The 24,348-nt window shown below is 72.0% G+C and carries 24 protein-coding genes; 14 read left to right on the top strand and 10 right to left on the bottom strand.

Going from position 1 to position 24,348, the window contains the following annotated elements:
• Positions 1 to 29 precede the first annotated feature (29 nt).
• A complete protein-coding gene (locus tag ACGFIE_RS24635; protein ID WP_393298447.1) occupies positions 30 to 692 on the bottom strand; it encodes a hypothetical protein in 663 nt (220 codons plus the stop codon).
• Positions 693 to 1,177: 485 nt separating this feature from the next.
• Between ACGFIE_RS24635 and ACGFIE_RS24630 the strand changes: the two genes are divergently transcribed.
• Entirely contained in the window at positions 1,178 to 2,140 is a 963-nt protein-coding gene (locus ACGFIE_RS24630) for an AraC family transcriptional regulator (protein WP_393298444.1), read from the top strand.
• A gap of 34 nt (positions 2,141 to 2,174) precedes the next feature.
• Here the strand turns inward: ACGFIE_RS24630 and ACGFIE_RS24625 are convergent, their stop codons facing one another.
• Complete coding sequence (locus tag ACGFIE_RS24625; protein ID WP_393298441.1) at positions 2,175 to 3,563, bottom strand: PLP-dependent aminotransferase family protein; 1,389 nt, start codon at positions 3,561 to 3,563, stop codon at positions 2,175 to 2,177.
• 49 nt (positions 3,564 to 3,612) lie between these two features.
• Here ACGFIE_RS24625 and ACGFIE_RS24620 point away from each other — a divergent pair, with 49 nt between their 5' ends.
• Positions 3,613 to 4,509, top strand: coding sequence for a DMT family transporter (locus tag ACGFIE_RS24620; RefSeq protein WP_393298438.1), 897 nt, complete (start codon positions 3,613 to 3,615; stop codon positions 4,507 to 4,509).
• Here the strand turns inward: ACGFIE_RS24620 and ACGFIE_RS24615 are convergent.
• Positions 4,506 to 4,892: a winged helix-turn-helix transcriptional regulator gene (locus ACGFIE_RS24615; protein ID WP_393298692.1), complete on the bottom strand. Its 387-nt coding sequence runs from the start codon at positions 4,890 to 4,892 to the stop codon at positions 4,506 to 4,508. The genes ACGFIE_RS24620 and ACGFIE_RS24615 overlap by 4 nt on opposite strands.
• A gap of 96 nt (positions 4,893 to 4,988) precedes the next feature.
• Between ACGFIE_RS24615 and ACGFIE_RS24610 the strand changes: the two genes are divergently transcribed.
• From ACGFIE_RS24610 to ACGFIE_RS24585, 6 genes are all read left to right on the top strand, one after another.
• Positions 4,989 to 5,846, top strand: a complete 858-nt coding sequence (locus ACGFIE_RS24610) for an SDR family oxidoreductase (protein ID WP_393298435.1) — start codon at positions 4,989 to 4,991, stop codon at positions 5,844 to 5,846.
• Positions 5,847 to 6,171: 325 nt separating this feature from the next.
• Positions 6,172 to 7,113 (top strand): ion transporter, encoded by a 942-nt coding sequence (locus tag ACGFIE_RS24605; protein ID WP_393298432.1) that lies wholly within the window; start codon positions 6,172 to 6,174, stop codon positions 7,111 to 7,113.
• 137 nt (positions 7,114 to 7,250) lie between these two features.
• Positions 7,251 to 8,360, top strand: a complete 1,110-nt coding sequence (locus ACGFIE_RS24600) for an acyl-CoA dehydrogenase family protein (RefSeq protein WP_393298429.1) — start codon at positions 7,251 to 7,253, stop codon at positions 8,358 to 8,360.
• Positions 8,360 to 9,205, top strand: a complete 846-nt coding sequence (locus ACGFIE_RS24595) for a phosphate/phosphite/phosphonate ABC transporter substrate-binding protein (RefSeq protein ID WP_393298427.1) — start codon at positions 8,360 to 8,362, stop codon at positions 9,203 to 9,205. The genes ACGFIE_RS24600 and ACGFIE_RS24595 overlap by 1 nt, the downstream gene beginning before the upstream one ends.
• A complete protein-coding gene (locus tag ACGFIE_RS24590) occupies positions 9,202 to 10,407 on the top strand; it encodes a ferritin-like domain-containing protein (protein ID WP_393298424.1) in 1,206 nt (401 codons plus the stop codon). Before ACGFIE_RS24595 ends, ACGFIE_RS24590 begins: the two co-directional genes overlap by 4 nt.
• A gap of 39 nt (positions 10,408 to 10,446) precedes the next feature.
• Positions 10,447 to 10,800, top strand: coding sequence for a TraR/DksA family transcriptional regulator (locus ACGFIE_RS24585; RefSeq protein WP_393298421.1), 354 nt, complete (start codon positions 10,447 to 10,449; stop codon positions 10,798 to 10,800).
• Positions 10,801 to 10,845: 45 nt separating this feature from the next.
• Here the strand turns inward: ACGFIE_RS24585 and ACGFIE_RS24580 are convergent, their stop codons facing one another.
• Together ACGFIE_RS24580 and ACGFIE_RS24575 are read right to left on the bottom strand one after the other, a co-directional pair.
• Positions 10,846 to 12,240, bottom strand: coding sequence for an FAD-dependent oxidoreductase (locus tag ACGFIE_RS24580; protein WP_393298418.1), 1,395 nt, complete (start codon positions 12,238 to 12,240; stop codon positions 10,846 to 10,848).
• Positions 12,241 to 12,254: 14 nt separating this feature from the next.
• Positions 12,255 to 12,752 carry a GNAT family N-acetyltransferase gene (locus ACGFIE_RS24575; protein ID WP_393298416.1) on the bottom strand — a complete coding sequence of 166 codons (498 nt, stop codon included), beginning with the start codon at positions 12,750 to 12,752 and terminating at the stop codon, positions 12,255 to 12,257.
• Positions 12,753 to 12,850: 98 nt separating this feature from the next.
• Between ACGFIE_RS24575 and ACGFIE_RS24570 the strand changes: the two genes are divergently transcribed.
• The 5 genes from ACGFIE_RS24570 (at position 12,851) to ACGFIE_RS24550 (ending at position 17,351) form a co-directional block, all read left to right on the top strand.
• A complete protein-coding gene (locus tag ACGFIE_RS24570; RefSeq protein WP_393298414.1) occupies positions 12,851 to 13,234 on the top strand; it encodes an ArsR/SmtB family transcription factor in 384 nt (127 codons plus the stop codon).
• Entirely contained in the window at positions 13,231 to 14,331 is a 1,101-nt protein-coding gene (arsB, locus tag ACGFIE_RS24565; protein ID WP_393298411.1) for an ACR3 family arsenite efflux transporter, read from the top strand. The genes ACGFIE_RS24570 and arsB overlap by 4 nt, the downstream gene beginning before the upstream one ends.
• Entirely contained in the window at positions 14,328 to 14,735 is a 408-nt protein-coding gene (locus ACGFIE_RS24560) for an arsenate reductase ArsC (protein WP_393298409.1), read from the top strand. Before arsB ends, ACGFIE_RS24560 begins: the two co-directional genes overlap by 4 nt.
• 490 nt (positions 14,736 to 15,225) lie before the next feature.
• Positions 15,226 to 16,620, top strand: a complete 1,395-nt coding sequence (locus ACGFIE_RS24555) for an L-fuconate dehydratase (protein WP_393298406.1) — start codon at positions 15,226 to 15,228, stop codon at positions 16,618 to 16,620.
• Positions 16,621 to 16,628: 8 nt separating this feature from the next.
• The gene (locus tag ACGFIE_RS24550; RefSeq protein WP_363687139.1) at positions 16,629 to 17,351 is read left to right on the top strand and encodes a FadR/GntR family transcriptional regulator; all 723 of its coding nucleotides are present in this window, start codon (positions 16,629 to 16,631) and stop codon (positions 17,349 to 17,351) included.
• A gap of 73 nt (positions 17,352 to 17,424) precedes the next feature.
• On the opposite strand, the gene ACGFIE_RS24545 is transcribed toward ACGFIE_RS24550, so the two are convergent.
• The 3 genes from ACGFIE_RS24545 to ACGFIE_RS24535 are packed head-to-tail and all read right to left on the bottom strand — an operon-like array spanning position 17,425 to position 20,340.
• Positions 17,425 to 18,240, bottom strand: coding sequence for an ATP-binding cassette domain-containing protein (locus ACGFIE_RS24545; protein WP_393298403.1), 816 nt, complete (start codon positions 18,238 to 18,240; stop codon positions 17,425 to 17,427).
• Positions 18,240 to 19,292, bottom strand: coding sequence for an ABC transporter substrate-binding protein (locus ACGFIE_RS24540; RefSeq protein WP_393298400.1), 1,053 nt, complete (start codon positions 19,290 to 19,292; stop codon positions 18,240 to 18,242). The genes ACGFIE_RS24545 and ACGFIE_RS24540 overlap by 1 nt, the downstream gene beginning before the upstream one ends.
• Before the next feature lie 40 nt (positions 19,293 to 19,332).
• Positions 19,333 to 20,340 (bottom strand): ABC transporter permease, encoded by a 1,008-nt coding sequence (locus ACGFIE_RS24535; protein WP_363687153.1) that lies wholly within the window; start codon positions 20,338 to 20,340, stop codon positions 19,333 to 19,335.
• Between the two features lie 727 nt (positions 20,341 to 21,067).
• Here ACGFIE_RS24535 and ACGFIE_RS24530 point away from each other — a divergent pair.
• Positions 21,068 to 22,495, top strand: a complete 1,428-nt coding sequence (locus ACGFIE_RS24530; RefSeq protein WP_393298397.1) for an endo-1,4-beta-xylanase — start codon at positions 21,068 to 21,070, stop codon at positions 22,493 to 22,495.
• A 167-nt stretch (positions 22,496 to 22,662) separates the two neighbouring features.
• Here ACGFIE_RS24530 and ACGFIE_RS24525 read toward each other — a convergent pair whose 3' ends face one another.
• Together ACGFIE_RS24525 and ACGFIE_RS24520 are read right to left on the bottom strand one after the other, a co-directional pair.
• On the bottom strand, positions 22,663 to 23,397 hold the full coding sequence (locus ACGFIE_RS24525) for a hypothetical protein (protein WP_393298394.1): 735 nt from the start codon (positions 23,395 to 23,397) through the stop codon (positions 22,663 to 22,665).
• Positions 23,398 to 23,399: 2 nt separating this feature from the next.
• Positions 23,400 to 24,113 carry a GAF and ANTAR domain-containing protein gene (locus ACGFIE_RS24520; protein ID WP_393298391.1) on the bottom strand — a complete coding sequence of 238 codons (714 nt, stop codon included), beginning with the start codon at positions 24,111 to 24,113 and terminating at the stop codon, positions 23,400 to 23,402.
• Positions 24,114 to 24,348: the final 235 nt, after the last annotated feature.

Genomic DNA, 24,348 nt, shown 5'->3' with positions numbered 1-24,348 from the left:
TGCCTAGTGTCCTCGGCGGCGCGTCGTCGTCAGATCCGGGCGCGCGGCAGCCAGCCGAGAAAACGGAGTCGTGCTCGGGGCAGGGGCAGCGTCGGCAGATCCTGGGCGGCGGCGACGAGGCAGGAGCCGAGATAGACCGCGAGAGCGGCACGCGCCCCGCCGAACTCGGCGAGCAGTTGGCTCTGCTTGGTCGCGCAGGGCCATTCGCGGCCACATCCGGTGCAGGTCCAGCTCGGCGCGCTGGGCAGGTGCTCGGGCAGCTTCGTGCGCCGGTACCGGCCCACGACACTGTTGTCCGCGCGCACGTCGCGTCGCCGAGGCTCGGGGCCGCCGTTGCGGTGCGCGGGTGGCCGGGGGGCGGGCAGATAGCGCCGGACAGTGCCGAGGAGCGCTCCGACGCGGACCAGGGCGTCCGGCCCCACGTGGTGGGCCAGCAACGCCGTGAGCAGGTAGTGCCCCAACACGTCGAACGAGTCACGGTTGAGCCGCAGGTTCCGGCACAGGTCGACGAACTCGGGCGTGGACAACGGCACCCGGTCGTCGAGCGCGCGGCGCAGCACCGTCCGCAGCGCGGCGCCGAGGTTCACCAGCGCATCACCCTCGCCCAGTCCCAGGCTGTCCTCGTCCGCCACCCGCGCCAGCGCTTCGGCCACCGCCAGCCGAACGACGCGCTCCGGATCGGTACTGTCCAACGCCTCACCTCCGCCTGCTGGCCGGATCTCCGGCAGCGGTCCGGACGCCGGCGACGCCCGGGGGATCATGAACAAGATTTCGTCCCGGCCGCCGAGACGACTAGGACAGCGGGCGCAGGATCGCCACACGCGATAGCCAAAAAACGAAATCGACTTGCAATTTGCCGGATCGTCGGCAGGCCGCCGTCGACTGCCGTATGGTGGAATTCCCATCAATGGATATCTGAGTTGTTGGGAATGCTTAGAGTTCCGTCCACTGTGACAACGCTCGACCGGTCGCCACCCGTCCCCCGCCGACACCCGAGATCCACTGGGATCCTCCTCCGGCCGCCCCGCTCCCGGGCGACCCCAAGGAGGCCGCCACCACCGCCGTACCGCCGGTCAGCAACGTGCCGCGATCAGCGGCGCATGCACCCGGACACCTCCCGACCACACCGCCGGTCCTGGTCCCCACCCGGCGGTTCCCACCCGGACGGAGACAGCGGATGACGTCACCAGTGCAGGTCCGAGGATTCGACAGTCGCGATCCGGCGGCCATCCACCGCTTTCTGGCCAGCACGTACGCGCCGGACCTGCGGATCGGCGCCGGCGAGAACGGCTACCACCTTGTCCACCAGCGCGTCGACACCGGACCATTCGCCCTCGCCACGACCCGGCAGACCGCTCATCTCGACATCCAGGTGGGCGAGATGGACGGGCTGGTCGTCTGCCGCACCCGCACCGCCCTCATCAGCCGCGCCTGCGAGGGGTCACCCCATCGCTTCGGGCCCGGCGAGACCTTCCTGGTCACCCGTCCCGGGCAGCCGTTCCACCTGCGGTGGGAACCGGGCGAGGTGGAACTCTGCGTCCTGGACCTCGGGGTGCTGACGCAGGTGGCGACCGCTGCCACGACCCGAAGGCCCGGCCAGATCCGGTTCACCGACCTCGGCGGAGTCGACGCGCCGCTCGCCCGGCAGTGGCACCGGACCACCAGTTACGTCACCGACGTGGTGGCGAGCATCCCGAGCGCCAGCGCCCAGCCGTTGGTGATCGGCAATGCCGCACGGATGCTCGCCGCGGCGGCGCTCGCGATCTTTCCCAACACGGCGTTCACCGACGAGACCGCCGAGGACCGCCGCGACGCCAGCACCGCCACCCTGCGCCGCGCCGTCGCGTTCATGGAGGAGAACGCCGACCGGGACATCAGCGCCGCCGACATCGCCAGCGCCGCCGCGGTCTCCCTACGCGCGGTGCAACTCGCCTTCCGCCGCCATCTCGGCACCACCCCGATGTCGTACCTGCGTCGGATCCGACTCGACCGGGCCCACCACGATCTGGTGCGCGCCGACCCTCGACGGGAGACCGTCTCGGCGATCGCCAGCCGATGGGGGTTCGCCAGCCACAGCAGGTTCACCGCCCGGTACCACGCCAGCTACGGGGTGCCGCCGCGCGAGACCCTCAACGCCTGAGGCGGGACCGTCACCGCCCGGGACGCCACCTGGCTCAGCGCAGCGCGCGGGCCAGGCGGCGCACGGCCTCGTCCATGAGGTCGGGCGCGGCGGCCGCGTAGGTGAGACGCAGATGAGGGGCCGGCGGCTCGGCGGCGTACCAGGGACGACCCGGGAAGATGACGACGCCCTCGGCGGCAGCCGCTACGCCCAACGCCACGTCGTCGGTCCCGTCCGGCAGGCGGACCCAGAGGTGCAGACCCCCACGCGGAATCGCCTGCGGGCAGAGGCTGGGAAGGTGCCGCCGCAGCGCGCTCACCAACGCCTCGCGCCGCGTCCGCAGCGCCGTGGCCAGGGCCCGACGGTGCCGCGGCCACGCCGGGGAGGTGAGGAACTCCAGGGCCGCCTGTTGCAGTGGGCCGGCGACGAAGAAGTCGTCGAGCAGCCGTGCGGCGCGCAGCCGAGCGCCGGCCGGCCCGCGTGCGCCGATGGCGGCGACGCGCAGCCCGGGCGCGATCGACTTGGTCAACGAGCGCAGGTAGATGACATGCCCGTCGGGGTCGTCGGCGGCCAGCGGCGGTGGGGCCGGGCCGTCGATGGTCAGATCGCGGGCGTAGTCGTCCTCGATCAGGAACGCCCCGGCGTCGCGTACCGCGTCGGCGACCTGCGCACGGCGGTGCGCCGCCAGCGTCGCGCCGTTCGGGTTGGCGTGCAGCGGTTGGCAGTAGAAGAGTCGCGCGCCGGTGCGGGCGAACGCGGCGGCGAGCTGATCGGGGCGTACCCCGTCGGCGTCCGCCGGCACGGGCACCACCCGGAGTCCGGCCGCGCGGGCCACCGCCAGCGCGCCCAGGTAGGTCGGTGACTCGACGAGCAGTGTGTCGCCGGGGGCGGCGAGCGCCCGCAACGCCGACGACAGCGCGGCCTGCCCGCCGGAACAGATCACCATGTCGTCGGCCCGCAGTCCGTACCCGGTCTCGCGGGCGAACCAGGCGCGCAGGTCCTCGCGACCCTCGACCGGTCCGCGCTGCCAGGACGCCGGCTGGCGGGCGGCCCGGGTGAGGGCGGCGCCCAGCGCGGCAGCAGGCTGCAACTCCGCGTCCAGGTAGCCACCGGACAGCGACAGCGCGCCGGCGCGTGGTAGCGCCAGCAGTGCCTGCATCTCGTCCTCACCGGAGGGGCGCGGGCCGAGCGCGACGGTCTGCCAGGACAGGTCGGACACCCGCCGCCCGTCGGACGGTGCGGCCACGAAGGTGCCTCTGCCGGGTCGCGCCTCGATCAACCCCTGGGCCACCAACCGCCGGATCGCCTCGGCGACGGTGACCGGCGACGCCTGGTGCCGGGCGGTCAGCTCACGGACCGAGGGCAGTCGGGCGCCCGGACCGGAGGCGGACGCCAGTCGGCGTAGATCTTGGATAACGCGCTCGGCTGCGTTACCGTTTTCCATGAGTGAGGATAGTAGCGCTACTGCGACCCGGACGATAACAACCGACCGGGTGGGCGGCCTCGCCCTCGGCGCGCTTGGCGTACTCGGCTTCAGCCTGTCCCTGCCCGCCACCCGCGTCGCCGTGCACCACCTCGACGCATGGTTCGTCGCGTTCGGCCGGGCCGTCGGCGCGGGCCTGCTCGCCTGGGCGTACCTGTACCTCAGCGGCGCACCCCGGCCCACTCCGAATCAGTGGCGGCGGCTGGGGATCGTCGCCCTCGGCGTCGTCGTCGGCTTCCCGTTGTTCACCTCCTTGGCGCTGCGCACGCAGACCTCCGCGCACAGCACAGTGGTCATCGCCGCGCTGCCCGCGATGACGGCCGTGTTCGCGGTGCTGCGCGCCGGCGAACGTCCACCGCCGCTGTTCTGGGTGGCGAGCGTCGGCGGGCTGCTGGCGGTGCTCACGTTCCTCGGCGCGAGTGGCGCGGTACGTGGGGTGATCACCCCGCCCGATGCGTTCCTGCTCGTGGCGGTCGTACTCTGCGGCCTGGGCTATGCCGAGGGCGGTGCGCTCGCCCGCGAGTTGGGCGGCGCCCGGACGATCTGCTGGGCTTTGCTGCTCGCGTTACCCGCCACCGCGTCCGTCACTGTCGCCGCCGCCGTGGCCGACCCGCCGCACACCGATGCCGCGGGCTGGTCGGCGTTCGGCTATCTCACAGTGGTCTCGATGTTCCTGGGCTTCTTCGCCTGGTACGCGGGCCTGGCCCGGGGCGGCATCGCGCGGGTCGGCCAGGTCCAACTCGCGCAGCCGGTGCTCACCCTGGGGTGGTCGGCACTGCTGCTCGGCGAGCGGGTGACCGCCGCCTCGATGCTGGCGGCCGCGGCGGTGCTGGGGTGCGTCGTGCTGACCCAGCGCAGCCGGCGTCGGGCACCGGGGGTGCGAAGCGCGAAACCCGGCTCGGCCTAGTTCCGCTCGCGTGCGCGGGCGGTCTGCAACTCGGGCACCGAGGCTTCCAGCAGGTCGGCGAGGCCGCGCAACTGCTCGGCGACCCGCGCGCCGAGGGGAGTCAGCGAGTATTCCACGCGCGGTGGGATCGCCGTGAGCACCTCGCGGGTGAGCATGCCGTCGCGTTCGAGGGTCTGCAGGGTCTGGGAGAGCATCCGCTCGCTGACCCCGTCGACGCGCCGTCGCAGGGCGTTGAACCGGTAACCGCCCTCACCGAGCGCGAGCAGGACGAGCGAGGCCCACTTCGATGTGACGTCCTCGAAGGCAGCCCGGGAGGTGCAGCCGCGCGCGAAGACATCGCTGACGAGGTCCTGGGTAGGCCCCTCCAGGCCCTGGGCCGGCATGTCGCTCACCTCACCAGCCTACCCGATGCTTACCTGAACGCTTGTGCTGTAGATTCGTAAGTGCTTACGATTTGTCACCGACGCTCGGAGGTCCCCATGCCCACGTACGCCGTCACCGGTGCCACCGGCCGGCTCGGCCGCCTGGTGATCGAGCACCTGCTCGACACCGGCGTGCCCGCCACCGAGATCGCCGCCATCGTCCGCAGCCCGGAGAAGGCCGCCGACCTCGCGGCACGCGGGGTCGAGATCCGCCGGGCCGACTACGACGACCCGTCGACGCTGCCCGGCGCCGTGGCCGGCGTCCGCCGCCTGCTGCTCATCTCCGGCGACACCCCCGGGCAGCGGACCGCCCAGCACACCGCCGTCATCGATGCCGCCAAGCTCGCCGGGGTCGAGCGGCTCGTCTACACCAGCATCCTCAAGGCGGACACGACCACCAACCCGCTCGCCCCGGAGCACAGGGCCACCGAGGAGGTCCTGGCCGCGTCGGGCCTGCCCCACACGGTGCTGCGCAACGGGTGGTACACCGAGAACTACACCGACCAACTGCCGCAGTACCTGCAGAGCGGCACCATCCTCGGCGCCACCGGCGGCAGCAAGGTCTCCGCCGCCGCACGGATCGACTACGCGGCCGCCGCCGCGGCGGCACTGACCCGGGACGAGGACGGCAACGCCGTCTACGAGTTGGGCGGCACCGCGTTCACCTTCGACGAGCTGGCCGACGCCGTCACCGAGGTGACCGGCACGACCGTCGTCCACCGCGACCTGTCGGCGGCCGAACTGGCCTCGACGCTGGAGAACGTCGGGCTCGACGCCGGCACCGCCGGGTTCGTCGCCGCGCTCGACCACTCGATCGCCATCGGCGAGCTGGCCACCGACAGCGACGACCTCAGCCGGTTGATCGGCCGACCGAGCACGCCGCTACGCGACGCGCTCCGGGCCGCGCGGGCCTGACCGGCCGCGACCGATCGGGCGGGTGACGAGGGTACGTCCGCGTCGCCCGCCCGGCCGACGCCGCGACTCGGGACCACCTCGGGGTACGCCCCCGGGTCGGCCCACCTCGGGCGGCGTGGCTCGCAGCCCGTGCAGCGTCCGCTCGAAGAGGTACGTCCGGGGCGGCGGCGCGGGCTGGCGGAACGCGGCGACCAGATGCGGGTACGCGGCGAGATCGCATCCTTGATCTTGGTTAGGGTGGGGTCATGCCGCCGCGCCGCCAGCACGACGACCGGAGACGGGCCACCGCGACGGCCTCGGCGCGCGTCGGCGGGATGGCCGCCGGATGAGCGGACCGCCCGCGCAGCGAGGCGCACCGTCCACCCGCGAACGCGGCCGACCCGCGCTGGCCGACGCCTGCGCGCGCCTCGCCCGGTCCCGTCCCTTCGAGATCGGCATCGTCGTCGTCATCCTCGCCAACGGGATCGTCCTCGGCCTGGAGACGTACGACGGTCTGGTCCCCGCGACCCGGGCGCTGCACGGGCTGGAACTGCTCTTCCGCGCCGTCTTCGTCGTCGAGATCGGCATCCGGCTGGCGGCCTACGGCCGGCGTCCGCCGGACTTCTTCCGGCACGGCTGGAACGTCTTCGACTTCGTGGTGATCGCGGCCATCTTCGTTCCGGGCCTGCACGGCGACTCGGCGCTGCTGCGCGTGGTGCGGGTCGCCCGGATGGTCCGGCTGGTGCGCTTCTCGCCGGGCCTGCGGACCATCGTGTCCGCGCTGTGGCGCAGCCTGCCCGGAGTCGCCGGGTTCCTCGCCCTGGCCGTGGTGACCCTCTACGTGTACGGGATGGCCGGCTGGCTGATCTTCGGCGACAGGTATCCGGACGAGTACGGCGACATCGGCCGGTCGCTACTGACGTTGTTCGTGCTGCTCTCGCTGGAGACACTGCCGGACCTCATTGAGCAGGGCCTGACCATCTCGCCGTGGACGCTGCTCTACTACGTCAGCTACGTGGTGATCACCGTCAACCTGCTGCTCAACATCCTCATCGCGGTCATCGTCAACTCCATGGAGGAGGCCCGTCGCCTGGAGATGACCGAACGGTTGGCCCCCGGCTACGACGCCGACGGCGACGGCGTACCCGACGAGGTGGACCGCATCGCGCTCACCCAGCGACTGGACGACCTGCGGGCGGTCATCGGCGAGTTGGAGCGGGAGCTGCGCATCGACCGGGACGACACGAACGGCCGCACACGTCGCGAGGACACGCCCTCGCGACGCTGACAGCACGATCTCGATCATGGCATTTCAATCGGCTAGTATCGATGGTGGTCCCGCCGGTCCGGCTGAAGGGGCACCACATGACGGCCCGTGTCGACAGTGTTCAGTCCCGCACCGATGTCCTGACCACACTCACTCCCGTGATCGAGACCGTGATCCGCCCGCGGGCGGGGGCCGTCGACCGGGACGGCGCGTTCCCCCGCGAGGGCATCGACGCCCTCGCCGCGGCGGGCCTGCTCGGCCTGGCCAGTACGACCGAGGTCGGCGGGGGCGGCCAGGGCATGCGCGTCGTCGCCGAGGTCATCGAACGGCTGGCCGCCGAGTGCGGGTCCACGGCGATGGTGGTTCTCATGCACTACGCGGCGACCGCCGCCATCGAGGCACACGGCACGCACGAGGTCCGCGCGGCCATCGCCGCCGGCCGCCACCTGAGCACGCTGGCGTTCTCCGAGTTCGGCTCCCGCAGTCACTTCTGGTCGCCCACCGGCTCCGCGACGGTGTCCGGTGACGACGCCGTGCGACTCGACGCCCGCAAGAGTTGGGTCACCTCGGCGGGCGAGGCCGACAGCTACGTCTGGTCGAGTCTTCCGCTGGCGTCGGGAGCCGGGCCGATGACGCTGTGGCTCGTTCCCGCCGACAGCGCCGGGCTCCGCGTCGCCGGTGACTTCGACGGGCTGGGCCTGCGCGGCAACGGTTCCCGGCCGATGACGGCCGAGGGCGTGGTGATCCCCGCCGACGCGATACTGGGCACCGACGGCGCCGGCCGGGACGTCGCGCTCGGCGCCGTACTCCCCTGGTTCCTGGTGCTCAACGCGGCGTTCTGCCTCGGCCTCGCCGACAGCGCGGTCGCCGAGGCGGGCCGACACCTCACCGGCACCACGCTCACCCACACCGGCGCGGCGCTTCGGGACGCGCCCGTCGCCCGACGCGACTTCGCCCAGTTGACGATCCGCACCCACGCGTTGCGCGCCTTCCTCGACGACACCCTCACCGCCCTGGAGACCGGCCGGGACGACGCGACGCTGCGCGTGCTGCAGGTCAAGGCGCTGGCCGGCGACACGGTCGCGGACGTCACCGACGGCGCGATGCGGCTCTGCGGCGGCAGCGCCTTCCGCAAGGAGCTGGGCCTGGAACGCCGGTTCCGCGACTCCCGAGCCGCCCGGGTGATGGCACCGACCACCGACGCCCTGCACGACTTCGTGGGCCGCGTCGCCACCGGGCTGCCGCTGCTCGACGAGGCCAACCGCTGATGCCGGCGCCGTCGGTCCTGATGGGCGCTGTCGCGTACGACCCCAAGGTCGTCACCATCTGGGAGGGCTTCCGGGTCTGGCTGCGTGATCACGGCCTGGATTTCGACTTCGTCCTCTACTCGCACTACGAGCGGCAGGTCGAGGACCTTGTCGCCGGCCGCATCGACGCCGCATGGAACTCCCCGCTCGCGTGGCTGCGGGCCGTCCGGTTGGCGACCGCAGGCGGCGGCGCCGTGCGCGCGCTCACGATGCGCGACACCGACCGGGACCTCACCTCCGTGGTGGTGGTGCGCGCCGACTCGCCGGTACACCGGGTCGAGGACCTCGTCGGCAGGGTGGTGGCCACCGGCGCGGTGGACAGTCCACAGGCGACACTGATCCCGCTCGGACACCTCACCGCGGCCGGCGTCCAGGTCGACGTGCGCCGTTTCGACGTCGGTGTCGGCCTGCACGGTGACCACGTCGGCGGCGAACGTGACGCCGCCCGCGCCCTGGCGGCCGGGGAGGTCGACGCCGCCTGCATGATCGATGCGAACCACCTGATGTTCGTCCAGGAGGGCACACTGCCGCCCGAGGGCACCCGGATCGTCACGCAGACCGGGCGGTACGACCACTGCAACATGACGGTGCGCGAGCCGGCGTCCGACGGGGTCCGGCTCTTCGGCGACCTGCTGCGCGGCATGTCGTACGCCGACTCGCAGGTGCGACCGCTGCTCGACCTGGAGGGCCTGACGGCCTGGGAGGACGGCCGCACGACGGGGTACGCGGCCCTCGCCGAGGCGGTCGACGCGAGCGGGTTCTACGCCTCCGACGGGCGGGTGACCGCCGCGGACTACCGGCCGTGACCCCCGACGTCGAGATCGATCTCGGCGGTCTCGGCTTCGGCGGTGGCGCGCACCTGCTGGTACAGCGCGCCCTGGCCGGGTTGCCGCCCGGCGGCCGGGTGGCGGTCTCCGGCACCGACGGGGCGCTGGCAGCGCACCTGCCGGCGTGGTGCCGGAGCCGGGGTCACCGGGTCGAGTGGCCCGATCCCGCGGACCGGAGTCGCCTGGTGGCTGTCGTGGTCCGGGGCATCGCCGACGACGACCGCTGGTTCGGCGCGGAGCGGGCCGGCCCGCCCCTGCCCGGGGCGCTGCACAGTCACCCACCGCCGCGCTGGGGGCTCGGCGCCCGTGGCGCGCTGCTGGAGGCGGGCGGGCCCGAGGCCCGGTTCGACCTGGACGACCGCGATCTGGTGTGGGCCGACATCGCCCCCACCCTGTACGCGCAGGCCGCCGCACGGCAGTGGGACCCGCAGACAGCGGTGCCGTGGGACGACACGTTCGCGCTGCCGGCGGACGTCGAGGCCGCTGTCGTGCAGGTGATGACCTACCTGGTCGAGAACGAGCAGGCGGCTCTCGTCGTACCGGCCCGGTTCATCGGCCGCATCCACCCGCACTTCCGCGAGGTGGTGCAGCTCCTCGCGGTGCAGGTGGCCGACGAGGCCCGGCACATGGAGGTCTTCAGCCGGCGGGCGTTGCTGCGCGGCGCGGAGCTGGGCACGTCCTCGGCGGGTGGCCGGCAGTCGCTCTTCACTCTCGTCGCCGAGTCCGATTTCGCCCTGGCGTCGTTCCTGCTCTCCGTGCTCGGCGAGGGCAGCTTCGTCGACCTGCTGGGGTTCCTGGTGCGGCACGCACCCGATCCGGTGACCCGCCGGATCTGCTGGTTGGCGATGCAGGACGAGCGCCGGCACGTGCTGTTCGGCATGGCCCACCTGGAGCACCAGGCGACAGCCGACCCGGCGCTGCGCGACCGACTCCGTGCCGCCATCCACCGCCGTCACGACGCCCTGGCCGACACCGCGGGCCTCAACGCGGACGTCTTCGACGCGCTTGTGGTGCTCGCGGCGGGCGGGTGGAACCCCGACGACGTGGCCGCCGGCTTCGCGCACGTGCGCGCGCTGCAACAGGCGATGGACCAGGGCCGCCAGCGCCGCCTCGTCCGGCTGGGTTTCCGACCGGACGAGGCGGCCACGCTGTCCGCCCTGCACACCCGCAACTTCATGTAGACGCGGCCGGGTCCGCGGGCCGCGTACCGTTGAACCATCATGCCCACCGATTCCCGCGCGGTCCGTGCGGACCTGCTGCGCCGACGCGACGAGACCGCCGCCGAGGCCGCCGCGCTGGAGGGTGACCTGCGGAGCCTCTTCGAGGCCTCCCGGTCGTCGAATGCCGACGACGAACACGACCCCGAGGGCAGCACCATCGCGTTCGAACGGGCGCAGCTCAGCGCCGTCCTGGACGCGGCACGTCGACGCCTCGCGGAGCTGGACGAGGCGGTGCGGCGCGTCGACGCCGGCACCTACGGCGTCTGCGAACGATGCTCGCGCCCGATTCCGGCCGAGCGGCTCGCCGCCCGCCCGTCGGCGCGTACCTGTGTCGCCTGCGCCGGCCGACGGTGACGACGGCGGCGCTGGGGGCCGGCGGGTGTCCGCACCGCCGTGCCGTCAGCCGGCGCAGCAGCCATCGGCGGACGCGGTCCCGACGGCGACGAGGCTGACCAGCCCGCCGGGAACGCCGGTGGCCAGCCCACGGTGCACCGGCTCGGCGGGCGGCGTCGGGCCGCAGCAGCCGTCGCCGCTCACCGGGTCGGCGGCGTTGCTGCTGCACACGCCGGTCTCGGGCAGGTCGAGCTGGACGTCGCGGGCGCCGGCCCAGTCTCCGGCGAGGGCGGCGACCACCGAGCGGACCTGCTCGTAGCCGGTGGCCATGAGGAACGTCGGCGCCCGTCCGTACGACTTCATCCCGACGGCGTAGTAGCCCGCCTCCGGGTGGCCGAGCTGGTCGACGCCGTGCGGAGGTACGGTGCCGCAGGAGTGCTCGTTCGGGTCGATCAGCGGGGCGAGCGCGCGGGTCGCGCCCAGCACCGGGTCCAGGTCCAGCCGCAGCTCGGCGGTGATCGAGTGGTCCGGGCGGAAGCCGGTGGCCGCGACGACGCGGTCCACGAGCACCGACTCCTCGCCGCCGTCGGCGTGCCGGACGACCACCCGGACGCGCCCGTCGACAGGTGTCAGGGCGTGCACCCAGAAGCCGGTGAGCAGCCGGACCCGGCCGGCGTCGACGTGCCCCCGTAGCCGAACGCCGAGAGCGCCGCGCGCCGGCAGGGCGTCGGCGTCCCCACCGCCGTACGTCCGCGCGGGTGAGGCGGTGCGGATCGCCCAGGTCACCTCGGTGCCGGGGGCGGTGGCGGCCAGTTCCGCCAGGGACAGCAGGGTGTTCGCCGCGGAGTGACCGGCGCCCACGACGAGCGTGTGGCGCCCGGCGAAGCGGTCCCGGTCGGCGTCGAGCACGTCGGGCAGCGCGTGTTCGAGGTACGCGGCGACGTCGGCCTCTCCCCGGGCGGGCAGGCCGGACGCGCCGAGGACGTTCGGGGTGCCCCAGGTGCCGGAGGCGTCGATCACGGCACGGGCCAGCAGCTCGTCGCCGTCGGCGAGGCGGACCAGGAACGGCGTGGTGTCGCGGCCGGCGGTGCGCAGCCGGTCGAGGCCGAGGCGGCTGATCGCCTGGACCCGGGCGCCGTAGCGGACGTGCGGCGTGAGCGGGGGCAGCTCCGCGAGCGGCTGGAGGTACGCACGGACCAGCTCCGCGCCGGTCGGCAGGGCCTCCGGGTCGGGGGCGACCCAGCCGGCGTCGTCGAGGATCCGGCGGGCGGCCGGGTCGATGTTGTAGCGCCAGGGCGAGAAGACCCGCACGTGCCCCCACTTGGCGACGGCGGCGCCCGGGGTGTCGCCGGCTTCCAGGACGACGAAGGGCAGCCCGCGTTCGTGCAGGTGGGCGGCGGCGGCCAGGCCTGTCGGGCCGGCGCCGACGACCACGACGGGAAGGCTGTGCAGGGCGTTCATCGGGTGACTCCTCGTCAGGTGATGGTGGGGCTGCGGCGTTCGAGCAGGACGACGTCGCGCCAGCGGTCGTGGTGGCGGCCGATCCGCTCCCGGACGCCTATGACACGGAACCCGGCCCTCCGGTGCAGGGCCAGGCTGCCGGTGTTCTCCGGGAAGACGCCGGACTGGATGGTCCAGATGCCTGCAGCCTCGGTCGAGGTGATCAGCGCGTCGAGCAAGACCCGGCCGACGCCGCGCCCCTGGGCCGCCGGGTCGACGTAGACGGAGTGCTCGACCACCCCGGCGTAGACCGGACGGCTCGATGTCGCTGTGACCGCGACCCAGCCGAGGATGGCGCCGCCGTCGTCCACGGCCACGAAGCGGTGCGCGGGCAACCGGGTGGCGTCGAACGCCTCCCAGGTCGGCGCGGTGATCTCGAAGCTGGCGTCACCGCCGTCGAGGCCCGCCTGGTAGATCGTCAGGACGCGGTCGGCGTCGGTGGCGGTCATCGGGCGCGTGGTCAGGTCGGTCATCGGCGGGCTCCGTTCCGGTCTCGGACCGTGAGACACTGTCTCGACGTCTGTCGAATCAGACAGTTGCACGCTGATTAGATGTCTGTCAACCTAGACGAATGTCGAAACAAGCGGCCGTCGACGTGCGGTGCTGCCCACCCCTGTCCGAGCGGCGCGTGCCGGCCGAGACCGCCGCCGCGCTCGCCCCCGCGTTCAAGGCCCTCGGCGACCCGGTCCGCCTGCAGCTCATGTCGATGATCGCCTCCGCCGAGGGCGGCGAGATCTGCGTCTGCGACCTCACCCCCGCGTTCGACCTGACCGGCCCGACCATCTCGCACCACCTGAGGACGCTGCGCGAGGCCGGGCTCGTCGACGCCGACCGCCGCGGCACCTGGGTCTACTACCGTGCCCGGCCGACGGTGCTGGGCCAACTCGCCGCGCTGCTCACCGTCGTACCGACCGGTGCCGACGCCGCTCCCGCCGCCCGGCCGGAGTGCTCGTGAGCACCCTCACCCGCCAGACCGACACGGCCGCGAGCGCCGTCGTCGGTCGCCTCTCCCGACTCGACCGGTTCCTTCCCGTCTGGATCGGGCTGGCCATGGCCGTCGGGCTGCTCCTCGGCCGCCTGATCCCCGGGCTCGACGACGCGCTGGACGCGGTGGCGGTCGGCGGGATCTCACTGCCCATCGCGCTCGGCCTGCTGGTCATGATGTATCCGGTGCTGGCGAAGGTCCGCTACGACCGACTCGACACCGTGACCGGCGACCGCCGCCTGCTGGTCTCGTCGCTGGTCCTCAACTGGCTTGTCGGCCCGGCCGTGATGTTCGCCCTGGCCTGGGTTTTCCTGGCCGACCAGCCCGCGTACCGCACCGGGTTGATCATCGTCGGCCTCGCCCGCTGCATCGCCATGGTCGTCATCTGGAACGACCTCGCGTGCGGCGACCGCGAGGCCGCGGCCGTCCTCGTCGCGCTCAACTCGGTCTTCCAGGTCCTCGCCTTCGGCCTGCTCGGCTGGTTCTACCTGTCGGTGCTGCCCGGGTGGCTCGGGTTGCCGGGCGCCGAGCTGCGCGTCTCGGCCTGGGAGATCGCCCGCAACGTGCTCGTCTTCCTCGGCGTCCCGCTGCTGGCCGGCTACCTCACCCGCCGCCTCGGCGAGCGCGCCAGGGGTCGTGACTGGTACGAATCCCGCCTCCTGCCGCGCATCGGCCCGGTGGCCCTGTACGGGCTGCTGTTCACCATCGTGATCCTGTTCGCCCTGCAGGGCGACGCCATCACCGGCCGGCCGTTCGACGTCGCCCGCATCGCCCTGCCACTGCTTGTGTACTTCGCGCTGATGTGGGCCGGCTCCTACGCTCTCGGCCGGGCCCTCGGCCTCGGCTACGCGCGCACGACCACCCTCGCGTTCACCGCCGCCGGCAACAACTTCGAACTCGCCATCGCCGTCGCGATCGGCACCTTCGGCGTGGCGTCCGGCCAGGCGCTCGCCGGGGTCGTCGGGCCACTGATCGAGGTGCCCGTACTGGTCGGCCTCGTCCACGTCTCGCTCTGGGCACGCCGCCATTTCTTTCCCCCACCCCTCGACAGAGAGCCGTCACGATGAGCGACAAACCCAGTGTCCTGTTCGTCTGCGTCCACAACGCCGGCCGCTCCCAGATGGCTGCCGGCTGGCTTCGACACCTCGCCGGCGACACCGTCGAGGTCCGCTCGGCCGGCTCCGCTCCGGCCGAGACGATCAACCCCGCCGCCGTCGCCGCCATGCGCGAGGTCGGCATCGACATCACCGACCAGACCCCAAAGCTCCTGGCGTACGCCACAGCGGAGTCCTCCGACGTCATCGTGACCATGGGCTGCGGCGACACCTGCCCGGTCTTCCCCGGCAAGCGCTACGAGGACTGGAAGCTCGACGACCCGGCCGGCAAGGACGTCGAGGCGGTCCGTGGAATCCGCGACGACATCCGGACCCGGGTGGAGCGGCTCCTCGCCGACCTGGCCGCCCGCGTCTGATCCGGGACGAGGCCGACATACGCCACCACTGACCGAGACCCACCGACGGCACCCGGCGGCCACAAAGATGCGATGTATCAACTGGGCTGCACCTGCAACACCTCCCGGAGCCGCCGTCGACAGTAGCGGTGAACATCTAATCTTCATCGGGCCTCATCGACGTCTTCGGCACCGCCCGGCTCCGACCGGGGCAATGCCCGCCCGCCCAGCCCACGATGCGGCGGAGCAGGCCGGCGACCGCGCGAGAGGGTCAGCAAGCAGCATCGGCACCCTCTGGCATGGTCGCGATCTCCCCCGCACGGGGTCGCCCTGCGGGCACGGCGGACGCTCCGCCGGCAGGAGAACTGAAGCGGTCATCGGACGCCGCCGGAGCGCACAAAACGTTGGATCTATATTGGCACAGGTCGATCGATGTCGTTGACGCACCCGATCGGGCCTCCGTATACTCCAAATGATCATCAGATCTTTAGCCTAGTCGGGCGAGGAGCGCATGCCGCAGATCACTGGCGTCACCGTCGAGGACGTCCGCTTCCCCACCTCGCTGACCGCTGACGGGTCCGACGCCATGAACAAGGACGGCGACTACTCGGCGGCCTATGTCATCCTGCACACCGACGGCGTCGACAGCACCGGGGCGCCGCTGGCGGGTCACGGCCTCACCTTCACCATCGGCCGGGGCAACGACATCGTCGTCGCGGCGGCGGTGCACCAGGCCCACCGCCTGGTGGGCCTGGACGTCACGACGATGGCCGCCGACATGGGTGCTGTCTACCGCCTGCTCACCTCCGACTCCCAGCTGCGCTGGCTCGGTCCGGAGAAGGGCGTCATCCACCTGTCGTTGGCCGCCGTGCTGAACGCGGCGTGGGATCTGGCCGCCCGACTCGCGGCCAAGCCGCTGTGGCGGCTGCTCACCGACATGTCCCCCGAGCAACTCGTCGACATCGCCGACCTGCGCTACCTGTCCGACGCGCTGACCCGGGACGAGGCGCTGGCCATCCTGCGCGCCAAGCAGAGCACGAAGGCCGACCGCCTCGCCGAGTTGGCGCGCACCGGCTACCCGGCGTACACCACCTCGGCGGGTTGGCTCGGCTACGGCGACGACAAGCTGCGCCGGCTGTGCCAGGAGGCCGTCGACTCCGGCTACGGCTACGTCAAGCTCAAGGTCGGCGCCGACCTCGAGGACGACATCCGGCGGTGCCGCATCGCCCGCGAGATCCTGGGCCCGCACCGCAACCTGATGATCGACGCCAACCAGGTGTGGGACGTCGACCAGGCCATCGAGTGGGTCAAGGCCCTCGCCCAGTTCTCGCCACTGTGGATCGAGGAACCGACCAGTCCCGACGACATCCTGGGCCACGCTGCCGTGCGCCGTGCCGTCGCTCCCGTCGGCGTCGCCACCGGCGAGCACTGCCACAACCGGGTGATGTTCAAGCAGCTGTTCCAGGCCGAGGCCATCGACTTCTGCCAGTTGGACACCGGCCGGCTGGCCAGCATCAACGAGATCGTCGCCGTGCTGCTGCTCGCCGCGAAGTTCGACGTCCCGGTGTGCCCGCACGCCGGCGGTGTCGGGCTCTGCGAGATGGTCCAACACGTGTCGGTGCTCGACTACGTCGCGATCTCGGGGGATCTCACCGGCCGTGTGACCGAGTTCGTCGACCACCTGCACGAGCACTTCACCGATCCGTGTGTCGTCCAGGACGCCGGCTGGGGCAGCGGTTACGTGCTGCCCAGTACGCCCGGCTACTCCACCCGGATGCACCCCGAGTCGATCGCGCGGTACCGGTTTCCCGGCGGCCTCTACTGGGCCGAGGCGGAGCCGGCTACGGTGTCATCTCCGGAGCCGTACGTCATCGCGGGTGGGACGGCCACCCCCGCCGGCCGCTAGGAGGTGTCATGTCCCGCACCGACGAAGTGGTGAACGGCATCAAGCGGATGATCCTCGAAGGGACGTTCAAACCCGGGGACCGGCTGCCCATCGAGAAGGATCTCGCCGAGTCTCTCGGCGTCTCGCGGGGATCGCTGCGCGAGGGGATGTCGGCGCTGTCCATCCTCGGCATCGTCAACATCCGCCAGGGCGACGGCACGTACGTCACCAACCTCGACGCGCCGCAACTGCTGGCCCCGATGGGCTTCGTCGTCGACTTCCAGGGCCAGGGCGACGGGCGGCACATCCACACCGTTCGCCGTCTGCTGGAGTGCGAGGCCGCCTGCCTGGCGGCGACCAGGATCACCGACGAGGCACTGGCCCAGGCCGGCGAGCTGCTCGAGGAGGCGGCCCGGCTGGTCGGCCAGTCACCGCCGGATCACGAGCGGATCATGGAGATCGACATCGCCTTCCACCGGATCATCGCCGTGCACGCGGAGAACCCGGTGCTCGTCGGCCTCATCGAAGCCTTCGCCGGGCGCACCATCCGCGGCCGGCTCTGGCGGAGCCTGCACGAGGAGGGCGCGGACCTGCGCACCCATCACGAACACGTGGCGATCCTCAAGGCCCTCGTGGCGCGCGACCCGGAACGGGCCCGCACCCGGATGGCCAACCACCTGATCGGTGTGGAGGAGTCGTTACAGGGGCTGCCCGACGAGGCGGAGACGGGCGTCGACGCGCAGGCGCAATGATCGCCCACCCGCTCCGGGCGCCAGCGGAACCGATGCCGGTCCACCGCGCCCGGTCACGGGCGGGCGACCGGCATCACCGCTCGTCCCGCTCCGCGCCCGCGCTTCCGGTCATCGCCGCGACCAGGTCATCGGTGGTGACCTCGTCCGCGCGCAGCCGGGCCGCCCGTCGGCCGAGGCGCAGCACCTCCACGCGGTCGGCGATCTCGAGCACCTGCGGCATGTTGTGGCTGACCAGCACCACCGACATGCCGGCATCCCGGGCACGCCGGACGACGTCGAGCACCCGCCCGGTCTGCACGACGCCGAGCGCGGCGGTCGGCTCGTCGAGGATCACCACGTTGGTCGCCCAGATGATGGCACGGGCCACCGCGACGCACTGTCGCTGCCCACCGGACAACATCGCGATCGGGGTGGTGACCCGGGGAATCCGCACACCCAGCTCGTCGAGGGCCGCGGCGGCGCCCTGACGCATGGCGCGCTTGTCGAGCAGCCCCAGCCGGCCGAGCGGCCCGGAGCGCAGGATCTCCCGCCCGAGGTAGAGGTTGGCGGCCACGCTGAGGTCGTCGGCGACGGCGAGATCCTGGTAGACGGTCTCCACCCCCGCGCGCCGTGCGTCGACAGGCGTGGCGAACTGGACCGGACGACCATCCACCCGAATCTCGCCCTCGTCGGGCGGGTGCACACCGGACAGGGTCTTGATCAGCGTGCTCTTTCCGGCGCCGTTGTCGCCGATGAGCGCGACGACCTCGCCCCGGTGGACGGTGAAGTCCGCGCCACGCAGCGCTTCGACGTGGCCGAACCGCTTGACGATGCCACGGGCTTCGAGGACAGGGGGCCTGTCGGCGGCCGGCTGGCCGTTCTCGGCGGTGGCCGTTGCGGCGGTGGCCATCACTGCACCGGGGGGTTGGCGCAGCTGGGCTCGAGCACCGCCTTGATCTCCGCGGAGTCGATGTTCTTCTTGGTGACGAACGTGACCCCGGTGTCCGCCGACGCCAGCGGCGCCTTGTCCCGCAGGTGCTTGACCATCTTGTCGACGCCGAAGTAGCCCATCTTGAACGGGTTCTGCACGACAAGCGCCGAGATCTGGCCGCTACGCAGCCCGGCGACCTCGTCCGGGGCGGCGTCCCAACCGATGATGACCACCTTGCCGGACTTGCCCGCCGCCTGGATGGCCTGCGCGGCGCCGAGCACACTCGGTTCGTTCGCCGCGAAGATGCCGGCGAGGTTCGGGTTCGCGGTGAGGATGTTCTCGGTGACCCGCCGGGCCTCGTTGACGTCGCTGCGGCTGGGCTGCTGGCCGACAAGCTTCAGGTTGGGGAACTGCGCGAGCCCCGCCTTGAAGCCGTCCACCCGCTCGGTGTTGGTCTGCGAGCCGGGCTGGAACTCGACGAGCGCCACCTGGTGGTTGCCGGGGCCGAGTTCGGTGGCGAGCAACTTCGCCGCCTCGGTGGCCGACGCACGGTTGTCTGTGGCGAAGAGGGGCACCCCCGACGGCTGCGGGCTGGTGCCGGAGTCGATCATCGCGACCGGGATCTTCGCGGCGAGCGCCTGGTCGGTGGCGGGCGCCAGCGCGCTGGAGTCGGTCGCCGCGTAGACGATGCCGTCGACCTTCTTGGTGACGAAGTTCTGAATGAGGTTGACCTGGCCCTCGACATCGGTCTCGGTGGTTACCCCGTCCCACTGGACGGTGACGTCCCCGGCGCGCTGCGCGGCGCACTCCGCGCCCGCCTTCACCGTGTTCCAGTAGTCGGCGCCGACGGCCTTCGGCACGACGGCGAGCTTCAACGGACCGCTCGCGTTCTTCGTCGCCCCGTCGCCCCCGTCGCGGACCTCGACCCCGCTACAGGCGCTGAGCAGGGCGGTCGCTGCGGCTGCGGCCAGAACGGCCCGTACACCCAGGATCGACCGTCGCGTCCGCCGGCTGGTGGTGATGTGCGCCATGGTGTGTGTCCTTCCTCGTTCGGACTCTCGGAATGGCATGTCAACCCCGTGATTCCAGCCGCCGACGGCGGTACTGGTCGAAGTAGACGGCGGCCCAGATGATCAGGCCGACGATCACCTGCTGGTAGTGGATGCTGATGTCGAGCAGGACGGCGCCGTTGCGGACCAGGGCGATGAGGAAGGCGCCGATGATGGTCCCGACGATCCGGCCCTGCCCTCCGAACAGGCTGGCGCCGCCGATGACCGCGGCGGCGATGACGTCGAGCTCCAACGAGATGCCGTAGTTCGGCTGGCCGGAGTTGACCCGGGAAGCGGCGATCATGCCGCCCAGACCGACGAGCACACCCGCCAGGACGTACACGTAGGTCAGGTTCCGGCCCACCGCGATGCCCGAGCGGCGGGCGGCCTCCAGGTTGGACCCCATCGCGTACGTGTACTGGCCGAAGCGGGTCTGCGAGAGCAGGAACGCCACCCCGACGGCGACCACCGCGGTGATCACCACGGCGAACGGGATTCCGATGATCTCCCCGTTACCGAGCAGTTGGAACGACCGGGGCAGACCGTAGACGCCGACCGCCCCGGTCATGATGAAGACCAGACCCCGGCCGACCGACATCGTGCCCAGCGTCGCGATGAACGGGGGAATCCGGGCGACTGTCACCAGCAGCCCGTTGAGCAGCCCGGCCAGGGCACCGACGCCGATCGCGACCGCCGTCGCCGCCAGGAGCGGGAAGCCCAGGTCGCGGACGACCATCGCTCCCGCCACACCGGCGAGCGCGGCGACCGAACCGACCGACAGGTCGATGCCCCGGGTGATGATGACCATCGTCTGCGCGGCGGCGATGATGGCGATCACCGCGGTCTGCGCGCCGATGTTGAACAGGTTGTCCGCCGTCAGGAAATAAGGACTGGCGAAGCTCAACGCGATGAACAGGACGACGAGCGCGGTGGCCGCGGTGAACTCGGAGAGCGCGTGGGAGATGCGCTCCCGCAACCAGTCGTTGAGCGCGCCACCCGGGGCGTCCGTCGTTGCCTCGACCGCACTCATCGTCGGACCCGACCTTCCTCCACTGTGTTCCCGGCACGACCCGTGTCCGCGCCGGCGAACAACACACTCCTCAGCAACCGGACCTCCCCAGGAAGTCACCCACGGGCCACACCCGCAGCGCCTCGCGCGATAGATCAGATGTTTCCCGCGATCAGGCGTTACCTTGCCATGGTCACACTCATGTTGCCAAGGTCTTACCGCCATGTTTTGGCATCGTTGTGGCCCACTTCGGACGGCATACGTCGGACCAAACATGACCACCTGCGACCGGCCGCCGCATGCGCCCTGCCGGGAGCCGGCCGGCCCGCCGTCGTGCCGTTCTCCGATGGCGACGACGACCCCGCGTGGGCGCCAGCGCCGCAGACCCGCGCCGCCGGGCCGCCGCTCATCTTGAGCATGTTATCGATAACATGCTATGTTCCGCCAAGGAGTCGAGGGCACGTCCCTCCCGTTCGGAGTTACCGACACCTCGAAGGGCATCGGGTCCCGCGACCCGGTCGACGGTCGGTGACCTGTCCGAACCACACCTGTCCGGCGTACGCCTGATCCCGCGTCCGCGGTCGCTCACTTCGTGACGTCCGCCCTCAGGCCATCGCTGTTGGCAACCGGTCCGATCGCACCCGGGTCCCTCCACCCATCCCGAACGGATCGCGACGGGCCGCCCACCACCGGTCGGGCAGGCCGACCCCCCGCCTCCGGCCGCCACCATCTCGAAAGGCAGAACCCCATGGACAAGATCCCCGACGAAGACGCGCCACGACCCCGGTTCCGGGGTCGTCGGGTGCTGGTACCGCTCGCGGCCACCCTCGCGGCCGCCGCCGCGACGGTGGCGATGACCTCCGCCGCCAACGCCGGCACCACCCTGGGCGCCTCGGCGGCCGAGAAGGGCCGCTACTACGGCGCGGCGGTACCCGCCTTCAAGCTGTCGGACAGCCAGTTCGCCAGCATCGTGAACCGGGAGTTCAACCAGCTCACTCCCGAGAACGAGATGAAGTGGGACGCCACCGAGCCGCAGCAGGGCCGGTTCACCTACGGCGGCGGGGACCAGATCGTCGCCCACGCCCAGTCGCACGGCATGCTGGTCCGCGGTCACACGCTGCTGTGGTACCAGCAGCAGCCGGGGTGGGCGCAGGGCATGTCCGGCACCGCGCTGCGCAACGCCGCGATCAACCACGTCACCCAGGTCGCCACCCACTACCGGGGCAAGATCTACGCCTGGGACGTGGTGAACGAGGCGTTCGCCGAGGGTGGCAGCGGCGGACGGCGCGACTCCAACCTGCAGCGCACCGGCAACGACTGGATCGAGGTCGCGTTCCGCGCCGCCCGCGCCGCCGACCCGGGCGCGAAGCTCTGCTACAACGACTACAACACCGACGGGATCAACGCGAAGTCCACGGGCATCTACAACATGGTGCGCGACTTCAAGTCCCGCGGCGTCCCGATCGACTGCGTCGGCTTCCAGTCCCACCTGGGCACGTCGGTGCCCAGCGACTACCAGGCCAACCTGCAGCGCTTCGCCGACCTCGGCGTCGACGTGCAGATCACCGAGTTGGACATCACCCAGGGCTCCAACCAGGCCAACGCGTACGCCCAGGTCACGCGGGCCTGCATGGCCATCGCTCGGTGCACCGGGATCACCGTGTGGGGCGTGCGGGACAGCGACTCGTGGCGCGGTAACGACAATCCGCTGCTGTTCGACCGCTCGGGCAACAAGAAGGCCGCGTACACCTCGGTCCTCAACGCCCTGAACTCCGGAACGCCCATTCCGACCACCGCGCCACCGACGACCCCGCCGCCGACGACCCCGCCGCCGACGACTCCGCCGCCCACCACCCCGCCGCCGACGACCCCGCCGCCGACGGGTAACGGCTGCACGGCCTCGGTGTCGCTGAACTCCTGGAACGGCGGCTTCGTCGCCACCGTCAAGGTCACCGCCGGGTCGACGGCCCTGCGGGGTTGGACGGTCCGGGTCACGCTGCCCTCGGGCGCCGCGGTCACCAACACCTGGAGCGCGCAGGCCAGCGGCTCGTCGGGCGCGGTGGACTTCCGCAACGTCGACTACAACGGCCAGGTCGGCGCGGGAGCCAGCACCGAGTTCGGCTTCCAGGGCACCGGCGCCAGCCCTTCCGGCACCCCCACCTGCACCGCGAGCTGACCCGTCCCCTCTCAGCTCACCCTCGGCACCCCCGGGGCGTCGCGGACGTACCGCGCGCCCCGGGGGTGCCGTCCCTCGTCGGCCGTCGATCACCTCGGATGTGTTGCCCGCCCCGGTGTCGTCACCCGTCCGCGAGGCGAGATCCCGACGGGGCCCGGCCTCGGCCGTCAGTTCAGGTGTTGACGGAGGATGGCCGAAGCCGTGCCGGTCAACGAGGTGCCGGAGGTGGTCGCGTCGACCAACCGCCGGTAGGCCGGCCCGACGGCGACGTTCTCCCGGTCCATCAGCACACCGAGCGCCCGTTGGACGAGGTCGCGGCAGCGCAGCGCCTCCGCGAGCCCCGCGAGAAGCTGCTCGCTGCCCGCGTCCAGCCGAGTGGTCGCCGCGGAGTCGCCGGTGTAGCAGGATTCGACCCGCTGAATCAGCTGTCGCATGGCACTGGCGTCGCGGGCGTAGAGGTTCAGCCCGGCGACCGGTGCGCCGCTGCCGGCGAAGAGCGGGATCGACAGCGACGCCCGAACCCCGTACCGCCAGGCCACGTCCCGGAAGCCGGGCCACACCACCACGCCGGCCAGGTCGGGCACGCCGACAGTCGTCGCCGAACGCAGCGCCGCGAGGCAGGGCCCGGCGTCGTCCGCGTACTGGGCAAGGTCGATCTCCTCGGCGGCGTCGGCGCTGGACGCCTCGGCGCGCGGACCCTCCGCTCCCGCCACGGTCACCGAGGCGAAGTCGACAGGGCCCACCACCGCCGCGCTCAGAGCGACGATCGTGCGCAGGTGCGCAGGCAGCGCCGGAGATTCGTCGGGCAGGCCGGCGAGGGCGAGCAACGCCCGCCGCAGGGCCTCGGGCGACTGCTCAGGCGTGGGCGACAACACGTCGTCTCCCTGATCGAAGGAACCCACGGTCACACCCGAGCCCTCTGGACCGCCCTGGCGACGAGGGCCTCGGCCACGTCACGCACCTTGCGGTTGGTGTCCTGGGAGATCTTCGACAGCAGCGCGAACGCCTCGTCCGGCGTGCACCGCCGCTCCCCCATGATGATTCCCTTGGCCTGCTCGATCACCGCGCGGCTGCGCATCGCCTCCTGCATCTGCTCCGCCAGGGTGGCGGCGCTGTCGTACGTGTGGGCGTTGGCCAGCGCCACCGCCGCGTACGCGGCGAAGTGTTCCGCGACCGCGACCGCCGACGGGTCGAAGGCGTTCGCCGGGCCGCCGTAGACGTTGAGGGCCCCCACCACCGACTCCTGGATCGGCAGCCCGATCGACAACGAGCTGCCCACGCCTACGGCACGCGCCCGCCGCGCCCACTGCGGCCAACGCTGCTCGACTGTCATGTCCGGCAGGGAGAGGGTGTCGCCGCTGGCGGAGGCGTCCAGGCACGGACCCCGTTGCTGCTCGTACTGCCACTCGTCCAGCTCGCGGGCCAGGTCGCCGGTGAACGCGGCGGTCCAACCGAGCTGAGCCCGGACGAGGGTGACCGAGACCTCCCTGGCGCCGGGCACGCTCCGGCTGGCCAGCGTGGCCACTCGGAGCAGCATGTCGTCGAGGCTGACCTCGTCGAGTCGGATCCGGCTCAACTCGGCCAGGGCGTGGGTGGGGTCCGCAGTCGGCTCGCTCATCGCCGGCGTCCGTGTCGGCCGGCGCCTGCCGGCAGGTGAGAGTCGCGCACAGCTGGTCACCCCGTCGGATCGTGGCGGCATCTCGTTGCATGGCCGCCGTCGACGTCCCCCTACCCCGTGGGGCGGCGACTCACACCGCTGAGGCCGACTCACACCGCGGCAGGCCGGCTCGGGCGTCGAGGCAGGCGCGGATCGCAGCGGTGAGCCGGTTGGCGGGCTCGTCACCCGCCCCACG

Origin of the sequence: Micromonospora sp. NPDC049275 (genome assembly GCF_043197115.1) — a bacterium.
Taxonomy (GTDB): domain Bacteria; phylum Actinomycetota; class Actinomycetes; order Mycobacteriales; family Micromonosporaceae; genus Micromonospora.
This window is presented reverse-complemented; position numbering and strand designations above follow the sequence as displayed.

Bases quoted from the DNA above. Each gene is read 5' to 3' on its own strand.
- ACGFIE_RS24625 (WP_393298441.1), bottom strand. From the start codon at position 3,563: ATGGAAAACGGTAACGCAGCCGAGCGCGTTATCCAAGATCTACGCCGA.
- ACGFIE_RS24605 (WP_393298432.1), top strand. From the start codon at position 6,172: ATGAGCGGACCGCCCGCGCAGCGAGGCGCACCGTCCACCCGCGAACGC.
- ACGFIE_RS24560 (WP_393298409.1), top strand. From the start codon at position 14,328: ATGAGCGACAAACCCAGTGTCCTGTTCGTCTGCGTCCACAACGCCGGC.
- ACGFIE_RS24545 (WP_393298403.1), bottom strand. From the start codon at position 18,240: ATGGCCACCGCCGCAACGGCCACCGCCGAGAACGGCCAGCCGGCCGCC.
- ACGFIE_RS24535 (WP_363687153.1), bottom strand. From the start codon at position 20,340: ATGAGTGCGGTCGAGGCAACGACGGACGCCCCGGGTGGCGCGCTCAAC.
- ACGFIE_RS24570 (WP_393298414.1), top strand. From the start codon at position 12,851: ATGTCGAAACAAGCGGCCGTCGACGTGCGGTGCTGCCCACCCCTGTCC.
- ACGFIE_RS24610 (WP_393298435.1), top strand. From the start codon at position 4,989: ATGCCCACGTACGCCGTCACCGGTGCCACCGGCCGGCTCGGCCGCCTG.
- ACGFIE_RS24585 (WP_393298421.1), top strand. From the start codon at position 10,447: ATGCCCACCGATTCCCGCGCGGTCCGTGCGGACCTGCTGCGCCGACGC.
- ACGFIE_RS24530 (WP_393298397.1), top strand. From the start codon at position 21,068: ATGGACAAGATCCCCGACGAAGACGCGCCACGACCCCGGTTCCGGGGT.
- ACGFIE_RS24595 (WP_393298427.1), top strand. From the start codon at position 8,360: ATGCCGGCGCCGTCGGTCCTGATGGGCGCTGTCGCGTACGACCCCAAG.
- ACGFIE_RS24615 (WP_393298692.1), bottom strand. From the start codon at position 4,892: ATGCCGGCCCAGGGCCTGGAGGGGCCTACCCAGGACCTCGTCAGCGAT.
- ACGFIE_RS24540 (WP_393298400.1), bottom strand. From the start codon at position 19,292: ATGGCGCACATCACCACCAGCCGGCGGACGCGACGGTCGATCCTGGGT.
- ACGFIE_RS24580 (WP_393298418.1), bottom strand. From the start codon at position 12,240: ATGAACGCCCTGCACAGCCTTCCCGTCGTGGTCGTCGGCGCCGGCCCG.
- ACGFIE_RS24630 (WP_393298444.1), top strand. From the start codon at position 1,178: ATGACGTCACCAGTGCAGGTCCGAGGATTCGACAGTCGCGATCCGGCG.
- ACGFIE_RS24550 (WP_363687139.1), top strand. From the start codon at position 16,629: ATGTCCCGCACCGACGAAGTGGTGAACGGCATCAAGCGGATGATCCTC.
- ACGFIE_RS24520 (WP_393298391.1), bottom strand. From the start codon at position 24,113: ATGAGCGAGCCGACTGCGGACCCCACCCACGCCCTGGCCGAGTTGAGC.
- ACGFIE_RS24555 (WP_393298406.1), top strand. From the start codon at position 15,226: ATGCCGCAGATCACTGGCGTCACCGTCGAGGACGTCCGCTTCCCCACC.
- ACGFIE_RS24575 (WP_393298416.1), bottom strand. From the start codon at position 12,752: ATGACCGACCTGACCACGCGCCCGATGACCGCCACCGACGCCGACCGC.